Genomic DNA, 15,152 nt, shown 5'->3' with positions numbered 1-15,152 from the left:
ATCCAATTGTGGATTTAACAACGGAGCCATTACCGTAGCAGCAAACGGAACAAACGGACCTTTCACTTATTCAATGAATGGTGGTCCTTTCCAAGCGAGTGGAACGTTTACCAACTTATACGGTGGTGCTTATGAAATTACTGCTGTCGATCAGTTAGGATGTTCCGAATCGGTATTCTTCGGTATCAGCGATGTTGAAATGCAGGGTATTGTCCTTATTCAAACGGATGCAAATTGTTTTGGTGTTGCAGATGGTACAATTGAGGTGACAAACGTAAGCGGTGCATTACCTATCAGTTACGAATTGGACAATGGGGCATCTCAATTTAGCGGGTTCTTCCCTAATCTCAATTTAGCGGGTTCTTCCCTAATTTAGCTTTCGGATCACACATTGTGACCATTTCGGATGCTGGTAACTGTGTATTTACAATTCCATTCGTAACAGATCAGCCAGCGGAAATTCAGTTCGGCACCAATTTAACGAACATCAGCTGTAACGGCGGTAACAGCGGAGTGATAAGTTTTACCAATGTAACGGGGGGAACAGGTGCATATGAGTATAGTATTGATAATGGAGCTAATTTCCAAGCAGGAAGTACTTTTACAGGTTTAGCTGCCGGAACCTATGATCTTGCCGTTACGGATGTTAATGGATGTATCGTTTATTCAACAGTTACTTTGACACAGGCGCCACCATTGGCAATGGCTACTACGGTTTTCGACCTGGCTTGTTTTAACGATAATTCAGGGGGGATTCAAATTGGAGCTACTGGAGGAACCGGAGCTTATCAATACAGTATCAATAATGGTACTAACTTTTCACCGATTGAGTCTTTCTTCAGTTTAGCTGCCGGAACCTATAATTTGATTACGCAGGATGCTGCAGGATGTCAGGTTACCGGAACAGTAACTGTAAATCAACCGGCTCAGTTAACTGCTACATATACTCCTGCCAATGCTCAGTGTTTTGACGCATGTGACGGACAGATCGTTGTGAATGCTTCGGGTGGAACGGCACCGTATTTATATAGTCCGGATAACGGGTTGAACTATTTTGTTTCTTCCACGCTCGATAACTTGTGCGCAGGAAACATCGATATTCAAATTAAGGATGACAATGATTGTTTCATTACAGCTGTCCAGGTAATTACTGAACCGGCTGCTGTAACACTGAATGTTGTTCCGACTGATGAAACATGTGCTGCTTCAAACGGTCAATTGGTACTCACAGGCTCCGGAGGTACAGGAGCTTATACTTACAGCATTGATAATTCTATGACATATTCGCCGACATCCACTTATACCGGATTAAGTGCAGGCTTATACAATATATTCATTCACGATGCGAATAATTGTGAGGCTGATACTTCTATTTCAATTTCCAACTTGGCTTCTCCTGTAATTATTGGATCAGCTGTTGAAAATGTATCTTGTAATGCTGCATGCGACGGGGAATTGCAGGTAACTGTTTCAGGAGGAACGGGAGTAATGACTTACTCAATAGGAACTCCACAGGCAGGATCTTTAATTACAAATATTTGTGCAGGAAATTATACCTTGACAGTTACTGACCAAAATGGTTGTTCGGATTCTGAGCCGGTTACTGTAACCGAACCAGCTCCACTCGCGGCAACGGTTACGCCAACTGCTCTGACATGTTTTAATAACAGCACCGGAGAAATTACTTTCAATGCTTCAGGAGGAACAGGTCCTTACACGTATAGTACGGATAACGGTGCTTCATTCTCAGGCCAGACAACAGTGCAGTTCCTGAGCGCGGGAACTTACAGTACAGTTGTAAAAGATGCAAATGGGTGCTTGCTAAATACGTCTGTTATCGTAACTGAACCTGCACAGTTGGCAGTTCAGAATATGGTAACAAATAATGCAAGCTGTCATGGAGTTTGTGATGGTGATGCAACTGTTACGATGACTGGTGGTACGGTTCCTTATAACTATGCCTGGTCGAATGGATCAACAGGTTCAAACACAGCAAACGCGTTATGTGCGGCTTCCTATGATGTAACAATCACTGATGACAATGGATGTTTTATTGTTGAAGCCTTCAATATTACTCAACCTCCATTACTTGTTATCACAAGTACAAGTGCTACAGATGCATTGTGTAATGGTGACTGTAATGGTACGATTACGATCAATTCAAATTTGGCAACAGGTTATAGTGTTGACAATGGTGCCAACTTCCAGGCTTCAAATGTGTTTAATGGTTTGTGTGCTAATACTTATACGATTCAAATTCAGGACGCTGCAGGATGTACACAGTCGGGTACAATTACGATAGGACAGCCTCAGCTATTAGTTCAGGGAGCTATTCCGGAAGACGGTTTGTTGATCTGTTATGATGGATACGGTACTTTATCAGGTAATGCAACCGGTGGAACTACTCCTTACTATTTTGTTTGGAACACCGGTGATACAACACAATATTTGAATGTGAACTTAACAGCTCCGGCAACATTTACCTGTACGGTTTATGATCAGAACGGATGTGCATCCAATGTGCAAAGTGCGAACGTAACCGTGAGAACTCCATTTGTTGCTTCGGTAACAACACCTGTAATGGCTTGTCCCGGACAGGCGGTTACAATGACAGGTTCCGGTGTGGATGGTTTACCTGGATATACATATGAATGGCTGACTCCAACTACGCATGATACACTTGCAACTGGAGCTACTTATTCTTACACACCAAATGGATCCGAAACCGTATTAATGGTGGCACATGATGAATGTTATAAATACGATACTTTACCTGTAACTGTACAAATTTACGCATTGCCTAGTCCTGAGTTTTTGGTTTCACCTGCTTCAGGATGTTCACCGCTTTCAGCTACATTTGATTTCCCTGCAGGAACAGCAGCTTTAATCACAGATGCTCAATGGAATTTCGGTGATGGCTCAACAGGCAGTGGAACATCGAGCGTTTCACACGTGTACACACCGGTTGGATGTTATGATGTATCGGTTCAGATCACTACAGCGGATGGTTGTATTACAGATACAACTTTGTCGAATATCGTTTGTGTCGTGCCGGATCCAATTGCGAACTTCACATGGAGCCCGGTACCACCTACAACAGTCAATTCTACAGTTCATTTCTATGATAATTCTGTGAATGCAGCTACATACGACTGGGACTTCGGAGCTTATGGAACTTCAACACTTGAAAATCCAATCATTAATCATGGAGATATTGAGGCTGGAAGTTACCAGGTTTGTTTGACAGTTACTTCTCCGGAAGGATGTATAAACGAAATCTGTAAACCGATAGTATTTGTTGAAGAATTCCTTATCTATGTTCCGAATACCTTTACACCGGACGGAGACGAGTTTAACAATGTATTCAGACCGGTAGTTCCTGACGGAATGGTTCTAGATGATTATACGTTTACTGTCATCGACAGATGGGGTGAAATATTGTTCGAATCTCATGATGTTAACTTCGGATGGGACGGAACTTACCATGGAGTTTCAGTAAAAGAAGGTGTTTATACCTGGTTGATCGTTGCTAAAGGAGGAGGCGATAAAAAAGCTCGCAGATACGAAGGGCATGTGAGCATGCTGAAATAAATGTCAGCTGGTAACAAGAGCCGGCGAAGTTTATAAAAACTGAGTTGAGTTCCGCCATGACAAATTGCCGATACGCAGAATGAAAAATGAATGCGGTCATAAAAAGAAATACTTATATGAATGGCGGGAAAATTTTCCCGCCATTTTTTGCTATTTAAAATCAGGATAATCTGCTGTAGGTCCATAACTTTGTGGAACCGGTATTCCAAGCAATCGGTAGTTTACTCCCAATTGAGCACGATGATGAATTGTTTGATTGTGAGCCATTCGCACAACTTCTTCTTTCGTACTTACAGAATAAACAGTAGAACCTGAGCGAAGTGTCCAATTTTCATCAAAAACAGAATCATCGGCATTTTTTAATGCAGTCATTCCTTTGTCGACACATTCATTGAAGTAAGTCATGGCTTCTTCAACCGAATTTAATTGTTTCGGATCATAAGGAGCTGTTTCAAAGTCCAGTTCATCAGTTGTAACAGCCATTTCCGCCCAAAGTGGAAGGTCGATGATGTGAAGGAAAATATCTACAATTTTCATGCTCTTTTCATGAACCTGGTAGTCCTTTTTATCAAAGGGAAATACTTCAATAAACTTTCTGGTAGTTTTTGCTTCTGCGGCTAACTGTGCCTGTAATTGCTCTTTTCTTGTCATGATTTCTATATTTTATACAAAGAAAAGGCAGGACACTGACAACCCTATGGCAGCCTGTTTTTTTTAATTGAAAATTATTAATTCAAAAGGCAAAAATGAGATGAAGATTTGAGTTAATAATTTACCGGAAGCTTATAATCACTGAGTGAAATGTGAGAAGTTGTTTCAAATGGAAGATGGGTGCTTCTCAGTTCTTTTATCCGTTCAACCTTGAAATCACGGTAATCTCCGCGAAGTTGGCAATAACCGATCAAATGCCATGAAAAGGCATAAAAAACCAAGCCGATAGGTTCAATGACGCGTTCTGAAAGTTCATCCTTCAAACTCCGGTAAGTAATTTTGATCTGAGTTTGTTCAATAATCGCATGCTGGATTTTTGATAAATATTCAAATTCAAAATTCAGTCTTTCCGGTAACTGCAATTTGATACTCTGGTCTAAAAGTGCCAGTTTTTCTTTGTCAACCTGTTTTAAAACTGCTTTGATCTTGGTTAAGGCACTATCAAATGTCGATTGAACGGAACGATCCCCGAATCCGCCGATCAAGGATTGAGACAGTAGTAAAGCATTTGCTTCATCCAGCGTAAATGAAACAGGAGGGGTGAAATATCCGGGAATAATAAAATAACCTTTATTGGGCTCAAAACTGACCGGAATCCCGGCTTCTCCGATTGCTTTAATATCTCTGTAGACAGTCCGGACACTGATTTCAAATTTTTCAGAGATCTTTTCTGCACTTACATATTTGCGGGATTGGAGCAGGGTAACTATTCCAAATAAACGGTCTACTCGGTTCATAGGTTCTTTACTGGTAAAACTTTTCCTGGGTTCAATAGGTTCTTTGGATCGAAAACATGTTTAATTGAGCGCATCAGATCAAGTCCTGTTTCACTGAAAGCCAAATCCATATAAGGAGTTTGCACTAAACCGATTCCATGTTCCCCCGAAATTGTTCCTCCCAAACGAACCACTTCGGTGAATAATTCGCGTATGGCATGGGGAAGCTGGTTATTCCAGGTATCGTCGTCCAGCTGATCTTTAATAATGTTTACGTGCAGATTTCCATCTCCGGCATGTCCGTAACAAACCGATTTAAATCCGTATTTCTGTTCAAGTTCTTTTACTTTTCTAAGGAGCTGAGGCAATTCATTCCGCGGAACGACCGTATCCTCTTCCTTATAAATGGAATGTGTTTTTACAGACTCTCCGATCTTTCTCCGCAAACGCCACAGACTTTCTTTTTGAGCATCTGTTTCTGCAAAGAGAATCTCATCAATATCGAATTGTTCTACGATTTCCATGATTTTCTCGCACTCCTGCATCAGCACATCCATGTTGAATCCGTCTAATTCTACCAGCAAATGCGCGTCATGATCATCTTTTAACAGATCCGGTGCATCGTCCACATAGGGTGTGGTGAAACTAATTGCATCCCGGTCCATATATTCCAATCCGCTTGGAATGATCCCTGCCATGAAAATTTTTCCTACTGCCTCACAGGCCTCAACACCGCTTCTAAAAGGGATGAGTAAAAGCAAGGTATGTGTCGGATGAGGAATTAAACGCAACACGATCTTGGTTACAACTGCCAGTGTCCCCTCGCTACCAATAATTAACTGAGTTAAATTGTACCCGGTTGCATTTTTGATCACATTGGCACCTGTCCAAAGAATGTCTCCGTTGGGCAAAACAACTTCCAGGTTCAAAACCCAATCTTTCGTTACTCCGTATTTAACTGCTTTTGGCCCGCCCGAGTTTTCTGCAATGTTTCCGCCAATAAAGCAGGAACCTTTGGAGGCCGGATCTGGTGGATAAAACAAACCAACTGCTTTAACGGCATTTTGAAGTTCTTCAGTGACAATACCAGGTTCTGTAATAACCTGGTGGTTTTTCTCATCGATCTGGATAATCTTGTTCATTCGTTCCAAACTCAGGAGAACTCCTCCGTAATTTGCCAGTGCACCGCCGCTCAAACCCGTTCTCGCTCCGGAAGGAGTTACAATCAGGTCATTTTCATAACAATACTTCATAACGGCAGAGACTTCTTCCACTGTCTCCGGTTTCACAACGATGGAAGGATAGAATACAAAATCTTCCGTATGATCGGATGCATACCTGGAATCAATTGCTTCTCCCACCTGGATCCGGTTGCCGAGTAAATGAGTGAAAAAATGAATGTGTTTCTCTTCAAGAACGCTTGTCATTGTACGGATTTTCAGTAAAAGTAAGAAAAAGCGACAGCTTTTGAAGACTGAGTTACAACAAACGTTAGTGCGGCAGTAACGAGGGATAAGCGACAGTCCGCCGCGGCGGAAAGACTGAGTTACAACAAACGTTAGTGCGGCAGTAACGAGGGATAAGCGACAGTCCGCCGCGGCGGAAAGACTGAGTTACAACAAACGTTGCTCCTACGCTGATCGCATGTCGCCAATAGCTTTAGCGATGGCACAAGCTACTGCGTAAGCGTTAGTGCGGCAGTAACGAGGAATAAGCGATAGCTTTCGATAATAGCATGAATAGAAAAGAAATGCCATAGGAATGCTCGTTTCGAATAAAAAAGGATAATCAGGCATGATTTTTTGCTTTTGATGCAGATAATCCTGAATTATTGGTGAAACCTTAGTAATTTTAGTTTGTTCAATTTTTGCTGTTTATGAATCAAATTGCTTGTCCGAATTGCGGTACCCAAATCGATGTGAATGATATTTTGGCTCATCAGCTGGAAGAACAAATTCAGCGTAAATATCAAAATGAACTCAACGAGACGCGGAATGAGTTTGCCAAAAAGCAGGATATTTTACTGCGTGAGAAAGAAGAGTTTGAGGAGAAAAAACGAAGAGAAAACGAGCTTTTCCAGGAACGATTTGAACAAAAACTAAAGGAAGAACGCAAAAACCTGGAAGAGAAACTGAAAGCAAAACTGATCCTGGAACAAGGTGAACAGTTTGCCGATCTTCAAAAGGAATTGAACGAGAAATCCGAGCAGATCAAAGAATTGAACCGCACAAAGGCTGAAATTGAAAAATTGAAGCGGGAAAAAGATGAGCTGAAAGAGGTGGTTGAAGCTGAATCTCAGAGAAAACTAAGTCTTCAGATCCAGGAGGAGAAGGAAAAAATCAGAAGATCGGAAGAAGAACGTAATGAGTTACGTATCAGGGAATTGTTAAAACAGCTCGAAGATCAGAAAAAACTCACGGAAGAAATGAAGCGCAAGCAGGAACAGGGTTCCATGCAGTTGCAGGGAGAAGTCCAGGAACTGGCAATTGAGGAGTGGCTGATGGCGAGTTTCCCGATGGATACGATTGAGGAAATCAGGAAAGGGGCACGTGGCGGAGATTGTATTCAAACAGTTCATACCAGGACTCAGCAAAACTGCGGAAGAATCTATTACGAATCCAAACGTGCCAAGGACTTCCAACCATCCTGGATTGAGAAGTTCAAAGCGGATATGCGCGACAAAGGGTGTGATATGGGAGTGTTGGTTACCGAAGTAATGCCTTCGGATTTACAGCGAATGGGCCAGAAAGACGGTGTTTGGATCTGTACCTATGAGGAGTTTAAAGGGCTTTGCTATGTGTTGCGGGAAACCATTATTCAAATTAGCAGTACATTAGTTGCGCAGGAAAATAAGGGTGACAAAATGCATTTGCTTTATGATTTCCTTACCAGTTCTACATTCAGGATGCAGGTCGAAGCGATCGTGGAAGGATTTACTCAAATGAAGGCCGACCTGGAAAGCGAGAAACGATCGATGCAGCGTATTTGGAAGCAGCGTGAAAAACAAATTGAAAAAGTCATTGTTAATACGATTGATATGTATGGCTCTGTAAGAGGAATTGCCGGAAATGCCGTCCAGGAAGTAAAAGCCCTGGAACTGCCGGATTTCGATAAGCAGGACGATGATGAAGATTAAGAAATGAACACACATCACCAATAACTAATACTAAAAAATATGATCAGATTTGCATACACTATTTTATATGTCTCGGATGTAAAAAGAACCGCCGAATTTTATTCCAAGACATTTGGACTTGAAGTGCGGTTTATTGCTCCGGGCGATGAATATGCTGAATTGAATACCGGTACCACCACTTTATCTTTTGCTGCTTTGTCACTTGCAAAATCCAATCTGAAAGATGGGTTCCAGGAAAGCGATCTGAAAACGAAACCTTTTGGAATTGAGTTGGGTTTTACTACTGTCGATGTGCAGGAATTGGTTGATAAAGCGATTGCTGCGGGCGCAACATTGCTGGAAGAACCACGCGAAAAACCCTGGGGTCAGATGGTGGCATACGTTCGCGACTTTGATGGTTTCCTGATAGAAATTTGTACTCCGATGGATTAAATAATTACGAATTACGAATTACGAATTATTTGGAATTGTAAAAATGCATATTCGAAATTACCATCCGGATGATAAAGCGACCTTGCTGCTTTTGTTCGATTTGAACTGTCCGCAGTATTTTGCTCCGGAGGAAAAGTCGGATCTTCAAACTTATTTGGATACTGAATCAGAAGATTACTTTGTTGTTGAATGCGATAATAAAGTGCTTGCCTGTGGGGGGATAAATATTCAAAAAGATAAAAATAAAGGTGTTTTAAGCTGGGACATCATTCATCCGGATTATCAAAAACGTGGAATAGGAAAAACCCTGGTAGCTTTTCGTGTTGAACGATTGAAGAAAATACATCTTGTTGAAGAGATAGGAGTGAGAACTTCCCAGTTTACGTATCAGTTTTATGAAAAATGCGGTTTTGAACTGAAAGAAGCAGTGAACGATTATTGGTCACCGGGTTATGATTTGTATGATATGAAGTATATTGGAGCCAGATGAATCGTTTAAAAAATATAGTTTTTGTATTTAAAGCACTTCCTGAAAAATATTTAATCATTCTTGCTTTCGCAATTATCTATTCACTCATTTCCCTGGTAAATCACTACTTATTTCGAACCTATGCCCTGGATCTTGGACTTTATTCGAATTCACTTTACGATTATTCTCATTTTCAATGGAATGACAGTTCAATATTCAAAACAGTTCCCGAGAATTTACTTGCCGATCACTTTGATATTTATTTGATAGCATATTCTCCGTTGGTATGGATCTTTGGTTCCTATACTTTGTTAATAATTCAGATTGTGAGTGTGCTTTTTGGCGGTTTGGGAGTGTATCGTTATTTCGTGGAAGATCGCTTCTTGGCTGCTTTTGCCATGCTGTTTTTCTTTTCGTTTTTTGGTGTTCACATTGCATTGGCCTATGATTTCCATGATAGTGTAGTTGTTGCTATGCTGGTTCCATGGCTTTTTGTGTTTTCCAAAGAACGAAAAATGGGCCGCTGCATTTTGATGATCGTAATCTTATGGCTCGGAAAAGAAAACAGCGCACTTTGGATCGCATTCATTTGTTTTGGGCTCGCAATCCTCAGCAGGAAGGATAGAAAGTGGTTCCTGTTCTATGTTATTTCAGGTTTTTTTTCACTGATCTATTTTATGGTAATCATGAAATTTGTGATGCCCGGTCTTGCTGTCAATGGAAAGTATCCCCACTTTAACTATAGTCACCTGGGAACTACGATCGGTGAGGCTGTTACATACCTTGTGATGCACCCGCTTGATTCATTTCAATTGATGGTTTCCAACTTCAGCGGCGATGTGACAGCTGATAATCTGAAGTCGGATTTAATCAAATACCTGCTTTTTTCGGGTATCCTTTTATTGTTCTTCCGTCCTGTTTACCTGCTGATGCTGATTCCGATTTTTTTTCAAAAATTATTTCACAATACCTTTACACTCTGGGGAGCCGGCTATCACTATTGTATTGAGTTTGCCCCGATACTCGCTATTGGGATTTTTGAAGTGATTGGCAAACTAAAGAAAAGTACTTTCAGGAAGATTTCCGCAGGGATAATGGTTGTCCTGGCAATGAGTATGACTTATAAAAGGCTGGGAGCAGCTTATTTGTATGCACCGGAGAAGAACCTCGATTTTCTTTCTAAAGAACATTACGTAAAAGAATACGATATCAAACCGGTATACGAAGCATTCGGGCTTATTCCCGATGATGCAATTGTTTCTTGCCAAACTAGCCTTGTGCCTCATTTGGCGAATCGTGATTTTTGTTATACGTATCCGGTAATAAAGGACGCAGAATATATATTGCTGGCTAAAAAGGATGTTTTCTATCCTGTTTTCCAGGATTCTGTTTTCAGGGCAGGAATAGACCATTACAGAAGATCCGGAGCCTGGATTAAGCTGGTTGACAACAACGAAGTATTTTTAGTGAAAAAACGAAAAAGCCATTAACAGAAAAGGCCGCAATTAATCGCGGCCCTTTCTTGTTCTTAAATATTATTATCTGTGATTAATTTCCTTTAATCTCGAATTCTGTCCTGCGGTTTTGTTGTTTCCCGTCTTCCGAATTGTTTGATGCAATTGGTTTCGATGAACCGTAACCTTTCGCAACCATTCTGTTTGCAGCAATTCCCTTTTGTGTCAAATAAGAAACAACTGCTTCTGCACGTTGCTGTGAAAGTGTTTCATTGATCGTTGCAGAACCGGTATTATCCGTGTGTCCTGAAATTTCGATCTTCAAATTCGGAACATCTTTCAGTAACTGAACCAATCGCTCCATTTCTGCATTCGACTCAGGTCGGAGAGAAGCTTTGTTTACATCAAAGAAAATATTGCGAAGTGCGATCTTTGACCCGATAGCGATGTTCTTTAATTCGATCACTTTGTTCACCAAATTGTCATCAGCACCGCTTGGAATATCGAAGTTCTCTGAGTGGAACAGGTAGCCGGTAGCTTTCACGGCGATACCGTAATTTTTCCCCGAATTCAATGTGATAATGAATTTCCCTGTTGCTGAATTGGTAGTGAATGTTTCAATTACTTTTCCAGTCGCGTTATCCGTAATGTCAATTTGAGCTTCAACCGGTTTTCTTGAAATCGCATCAATAGTGATTCCTTTAAATACCGTTAAACTCTTTTTCTTTACTTCAACCGACTTTTCAATATTGTGGTCTTTTACCGGCATCACAATACTGGCAAGCAAATAATCTTCCGTTTCTGAAATCGGTTTTTTCTCAGGACCCCAGAAAGTCACTTTGTAAATGTCATAACCGCCCTTTCCTCCGGATCTGTTTGAGGAAATGTATGCAAACTTTCCATTGGCAGTTGAAGCAAAAAAGAAGTCGTCATAAGGACTGTTGATCGGATATCCCATATTTACAGGAGTTGTCCACTGACCTTGTACTTTCTTCGAAACGAAGATATCATATCCTCCCATTCCTTCGTGACCTTCGGATGCGATGAACATACTTTCACCGTCGATGTGAATGTAAATAGGTCCGTCATTGAATTTGGAGTTTACACCCGTCAGCATGGTTCCGATCATGTAATCCTGTTTCATTTTATTCTGCATTCCGGAGAACATGACTTCAGATCCAGTTTCGCGTACGTCATTGTCACGGCAGAAATAGATTTTCCATCCGTCTTCATTGTAACAGGCATAACGTTCGTTATTTTTATCGGTGCTGATAAAAATGCTCATCGTTTTTGGGTCGGACCATTCGTTCCCCTTCAATTTGGATTCGAAGATATCCGTTTGTCCGCCAACATCCCGGTGCAATAGCATTTTGGTTCCGTCGTAAGAAAGACAATTCGAAATGTCGTCATTGTTAGAGTTAATCGGTCCAAGAAGTTTTGTCGGAGTTGACCAGTTTTCCAAAAGCGTTGAAGAATAGATTTCGTAATCGTAAACTCCCAATGCATTTGCTTCATGACTGTTTGGTCTGTTTGAGCTTAAGATCATTTCAGAACCGTCTGTAGAAATAGATGGAGCGATCTCATCGTTCTCCGTATTTAATGAAGGAACATTGTCTATCCAGCAGCGAACAGGTGAAGCTTCGAATTTTTTAGCCGTAGCACATTGTTTTCTGCGTTGATTCACAAATTTCATGAAATCATCGGCTTTTTTATATTCCGTTTCAAATGTGAGGTAATACTTGGAGGCTTCGTCGTATTTCCCTTCCAATTGGGAAGCATATCCCAGGTAGAAATTCAGGAAGGGATCACACTTAGGATCCAATTTCTGAGCTGTTTTGATGTAATTGATACAAGAAACAGGATTGGTAGAATTTGCATAACAAACCCCGATTTTGTAATTGAGCAAGGCATTGTTCGGATTGAATTTTTGAGCCTTTTCATACTCTTTCAGGGCACTTTTGAAATTTGTTCCGAAATCCTGAACAGCAAATACGGACTCGATTCCTACTTTGTAGAATTCGTCTCCTTTATCAATAGCTGTGGTTGCAACTTTTAATCCTTCTTTATCTTCTTTGAAGTTTGCAGATTTGAAATCTACGTTTTGTCCGAATAAATTTGTCGTTAAACCAATAACGACTAGCATAAGTAATTTTTTCATCGTTTTGATTTTAATTGCTACAGTTTCCTGAATGACATGTTTTTCCTTCTGTTGACCCGAGATCACTTGCTTTTTTCCAATCGCTGCAAGCTTCTTCCATTTTTCGCAGCATTTCGCGCGCCATTCCTCGGTTTACATAAGCTGAAGCATAATTTGGGTCAATGCTGATCGCTTTGGAAGCGAATTCTTCCGCTTTCTTAAAATCTTTTCTTTTGAAATAAATCCCTGATAAATTAGATGCTGCCGGAGCATATTTGGGGTTAATGGATAAGGCTTTTTCAAAATCCTTGATCGCATCATCCAAACTTCCTTTTTCAATCAGTGTTACTCCACGGTTATTGTATGCTAAAAAGAAATTGACATCAACGGAAATAGCTCTGTTGAATGCAATCAATGCTCCCGCATAATCCTTCATTTTCTTTTTGGTAGTACCTACATTGTTCAATACAAAAGCCAAATTTGGGTTTTTACGAAGAGCCGCTTCGTAATCTTCAATTGCTTTGGGATAATTTTCAAGCATGCGGTAGCAACTTCCGCGGTCATTGTATGCCATCGGACTTGAAGCGTCTAATTCGATACTTTTTGTAAAATATTTAATAGCAGCATTGTAATCTTGTTGCAAGAATTTTAAAGTTCCGTAGTTGTAGTACGCTTTCGGATTATTTGCATCCAATTTAATGGACTCTTCGTAGTCTTTTTCGGACTTTAAATAATCCGATAAACCCTGGTAAGCCTTCCCCCTTTGGAAATATGCTTTTGAGTATCCCTTTTGCTTCCCGATTAAAGTAGTAAAGGTAGTAACTGCCTCCTGGTACATTTCGGCTTCATTCTCCGCCACACCTTTATTGTAATAGGCTGCCGTAAAATTTGGATCTGAAGCAATGGATTTGTTAAAGGAAGCAACCGCTTCTTTAAAGTTTTTTTGGTTGAAAAGCTCAATTCCTTTGTTGTAGGCTTCCTGACTTGCTGCAATTGCTGCGTTACTCTGATTCAATTTCGTTATCGAATCACGGTACCTGAGTTCTGCCGGAGTCATGCTTTCTATCTGAGAGAAAGACATTAAACTACAGAATAGCATTCCTGCCATCACTGAGATGGATTTTTTCATAGCTTGTAATTTGGTTTTGGGTGTTGAATTTAGTAAAATATATCCCCTTATGAAGTCAATACTTATCAACAGTGCAGAGAACCTTTAAACAGAATCCGAATCACAAAGAATATTCCGTAATTTCGTGAAGGAATAATTGAAAAGAAGTTAAACTAAGAATTTAATGGCGACAAACAACGCATATATAGTAGCTGGTGTAAGAACGGCTATCGGAAATTTTGGAGGAACATTGGCTCCGGTTAGAGCTGATGATTTGGCTGCACACGTTTTATCTGAATTGTTGAAAAAAGTTCCGAATCTGGATCCCGGTGTAATTGAGGATGTGATTTTGGGATGTGCTAACCAGGCAGGTGAAGATAACCGCAACGTAGCCCGTATGGCTTTGTTGTTAGCCGGGTACCCGATTTCTGTTGGCGGAGAAACGGTAAACCGCTTGTGTGCATCGGGAATGTCTGCTGCAGTGAATGCTGCAAGGGCAATTCAAACCGGTGCGGGAGATATTTATGTTGCGGGAGGAATAGAGCATATGACAAGAGGACCGTGGGTTTTATCTAAATCTTCTACACCTTTTGGAAGAGACCAGCAATTATATGATTCGTCTTTCGGGTGGAGATTTATCAATCCGAAGATGGAAGAGTTGTATGGAACGGACGCCATGGGAATGACAGCTGAAAACCTGGCTGAATTGCACAATATCTCGAAAGAGGATCAGGATAAATTTGCTGCCTGGTCACAGGAAAAAGCTTCCGCTGCTCAAAATGCCGGAATCTTAGCCCAGGAAATAGCAGGAATAGCTATTCCACGTAAAAAACAAGATCCCCTGGTTTTTGATAAAGATGAATTTATGAGGCCGGGAACAACTTTGGAAACTTTAGGAACACTCAAGCCGGCTTTCAAAAAAGATGGTTCGGTAACTGCCGGAAATGCATCCGGACTGAACGACGGTGCTGCAGCTTTATTGTTAGCCTCAGATCAGGGATTGAAAGATCATCATTTAAATCCGCTGGTTCGTATCGTTTCTGCAGCCGCTTCAGGTGTTGAACCGCGTATTATGGGAATCGGCCCGGTAGAAGCTTCCCGGAAAGCACTGGAAAGAGCCGGACTAACGTTGGATCAAATGGATGTATTGGAATTAAATGAAGCATTTGCAGCTCAGGTGCTTGCATGTACAAGAACAATGGGGCTTGATGACCGTGATTCAAGGATCAACCCGAATGGAGGAGCAATTGCACTAGGACATCCGCTTGGAATGTCAGGAGCACGTATTTTACTTGCTGCGGCGAATCAATTACAGCGAACAGGCGGAAAATATGCATTGGTAACAATGTGTATTGGAGTTGGGCAGGGTTATGCTACTGTAATTGAACGGGTTTAATT

At 41.0% G+C, this 15,152-nt stretch carries 12 protein-coding genes; 7 read left to right on the top strand and 5 right to left on the bottom strand.

Going from position 1 to position 15,152, the window contains the following annotated elements; genetic code table 11:
- Together K0S23_RS05440 and K0S23_RS05435 are read left to right on the top strand one after the other, a co-directional pair.
- Window positions 1-376: SprB repeat-containing protein (locus tag K0S23_RS05440; RefSeq protein ID WP_300355339.1), on the top strand; the 376-nt coding region annotated here is incomplete at its 5' end.
- Window positions 377-393: 17 nt separating this feature from the next.
- A complete protein-coding gene (locus K0S23_RS05435) occupies window positions 394-3,591 on the top strand; it encodes a PKD domain-containing protein (RefSeq protein ID WP_300355337.1) in 3,198 nt (1,065 codons plus the stop codon).
- Window positions 3,592-3,741: 150 nt separating this feature from the next.
- On the opposite strand, the gene K0S23_RS05430 is transcribed toward K0S23_RS05435, so the two are convergent.
- The 3 genes from K0S23_RS05430 to K0S23_RS05420 form a co-directional block, all read right to left on the bottom strand.
- Window positions 3,742-4,242, bottom strand: coding sequence for a DinB family protein (locus K0S23_RS05430; protein WP_300355335.1), 501 nt, complete (start codon window positions 4,240-4,242; stop codon window positions 3,742-3,744).
- A 113-nt stretch (window positions 4,243-4,355) separates the two neighbouring features.
- Window positions 4,356-5,039 carry a YafY family protein gene (locus K0S23_RS05425; RefSeq protein WP_300355333.1) on the bottom strand — a complete coding sequence of 228 codons (684 nt, stop codon included), beginning with the start codon at window positions 5,037-5,039 and terminating at the stop codon, window positions 4,356-4,358.
- Window positions 5,036-6,445 (bottom strand): FAD-linked oxidase C-terminal domain-containing protein, encoded by a 1,410-nt coding sequence (locus tag K0S23_RS05420; protein WP_300355331.1) that lies wholly within the window; start codon window positions 6,443-6,445, stop codon window positions 5,036-5,038. The genes K0S23_RS05425 and K0S23_RS05420 overlap by 4 nt, the downstream gene beginning before the upstream one ends.
- Window positions 6,446-6,894: 449 nt before the next feature.
- Here K0S23_RS05420 and K0S23_RS05415 point away from each other — a divergent pair, with 449 nt between their 5' ends.
- Genes K0S23_RS05415 through K0S23_RS05400 form a run of 4 tightly spaced genes read left to right on the top strand, consistent with a single transcriptional unit; the run spans window position 6,895 to window position 10,545 of the window.
- Window positions 6,895-8,154 (top strand): DUF2130 domain-containing protein, encoded by a 1,260-nt coding sequence (locus tag K0S23_RS05415; RefSeq protein ID WP_300355329.1) that lies wholly within the window; start codon window positions 6,895-6,897, stop codon window positions 8,152-8,154.
- A gap of 39 nt (window positions 8,155-8,193) precedes the next feature.
- Entirely contained in the window at window positions 8,194-8,586 is a 393-nt protein-coding gene (locus tag K0S23_RS05410; protein WP_300355328.1) for a VOC family protein, read from the top strand.
- A 43-nt stretch (window positions 8,587-8,629) separates the two neighbouring features.
- Window positions 8,630-9,076: a GNAT family N-acetyltransferase gene (locus K0S23_RS05405; protein ID WP_300355327.1), complete on the top strand. Its 447-nt coding sequence runs from the start codon at window positions 8,630-8,632 to the stop codon at window positions 9,074-9,076.
- On the top strand, window positions 9,073-10,545 hold the full coding sequence (locus K0S23_RS05400; RefSeq protein ID WP_300355326.1) for a DUF2079 domain-containing protein: 1,473 nt from the start codon (window positions 9,073-9,075) through the stop codon (window positions 10,543-10,545). Before K0S23_RS05405 ends, K0S23_RS05400 begins: the two co-directional genes overlap by 4 nt.
- 58 nt (window positions 10,546-10,603) lie before the next feature.
- On the opposite strand, the gene K0S23_RS05395 is transcribed toward K0S23_RS05400, so the two are convergent.
- On the bottom strand, window positions 10,604-12,667 hold the full coding sequence (locus K0S23_RS05395; RefSeq protein ID WP_300355325.1) for an OmpA family protein: 2,064 nt from the start codon (window positions 12,665-12,667) through the stop codon (window positions 10,604-10,606).
- A gap of 10 nt (window positions 12,668-12,677) precedes the next feature.
- Window positions 12,678-13,775: a tetratricopeptide repeat protein gene (locus tag K0S23_RS05390; protein WP_300355324.1), complete on the bottom strand. Its 1,098-nt coding sequence runs from the start codon at window positions 13,773-13,775 to the stop codon at window positions 12,678-12,680.
- 163 nt (window positions 13,776-13,938) lie between these two features.
- Between K0S23_RS05390 and K0S23_RS05385 the strand changes: the two genes are divergently transcribed.
- Entirely contained in the window at window positions 13,939-15,150 is a 1,212-nt protein-coding gene (locus K0S23_RS05385; protein WP_300355323.1) for an acetyl-CoA C-acyltransferase, read from the top strand.
- Window positions 15,151-15,152 lie beyond the last annotated feature (2 nt).

The organism is Fluviicola sp. (genome assembly GCF_029266855.1).
Lineage (GTDB): Bacteria > Bacteroidota > Bacteroidia > Flavobacteriales_D > Crocinitomicaceae > Fluviicola.
Note: the sequence above shows the minus strand (reverse complement) of the source record. Positions and strands in the feature narration are given on the sequence as shown.

Coding starts and splice junctions, on each gene's coding strand:
- K0S23_RS05395 (WP_300355325.1), bottom strand. CDS start 12,667: ATGAAAAAATTACTTATGCTAGTCGTTATTGGTTTAACGACAAATTTA.
- K0S23_RS05410 (WP_300355328.1), top strand. CDS start 8,194: ATGATCAGATTTGCATACACTATTTTATATGTCTCGGATGTAAAAAGA.
- K0S23_RS05400 (WP_300355326.1), top strand. CDS start 9,073: ATGAATCGTTTAAAAAATATAGTTTTTGTATTTAAAGCACTTCCTGAA.
- K0S23_RS05425 (WP_300355333.1), bottom strand. CDS start 5,039: ATGAACCGAGTAGACCGTTTATTTGGAATAGTTACCCTGCTCCAATCC.
- K0S23_RS05415 (WP_300355329.1), top strand. CDS start 6,895: ATGAATCAAATTGCTTGTCCGAATTGCGGTACCCAAATCGATGTGAAT.
- K0S23_RS05420 (WP_300355331.1), bottom strand. CDS start 6,445: ATGACAAGCGTTCTTGAAGAGAAACACATTCATTTTTTCACTCATTTA.
- K0S23_RS05405 (WP_300355327.1), top strand. CDS start 8,630: ATGCATATTCGAAATTACCATCCGGATGATAAAGCGACCTTGCTGCTT.
- K0S23_RS05430 (WP_300355335.1), bottom strand. CDS start 4,242: ATGACAAGAAAAGAGCAATTACAGGCACAGTTAGCCGCAGAAGCAAAA.
- K0S23_RS05385 (WP_300355323.1), top strand. CDS start 13,939: ATGGCGACAAACAACGCATATATAGTAGCTGGTGTAAGAACGGCTATC.
- K0S23_RS05390 (WP_300355324.1), bottom strand. CDS start 13,775: ATGAAAAAATCCATCTCAGTGATGGCAGGAATGCTATTCTGTAGTTTA.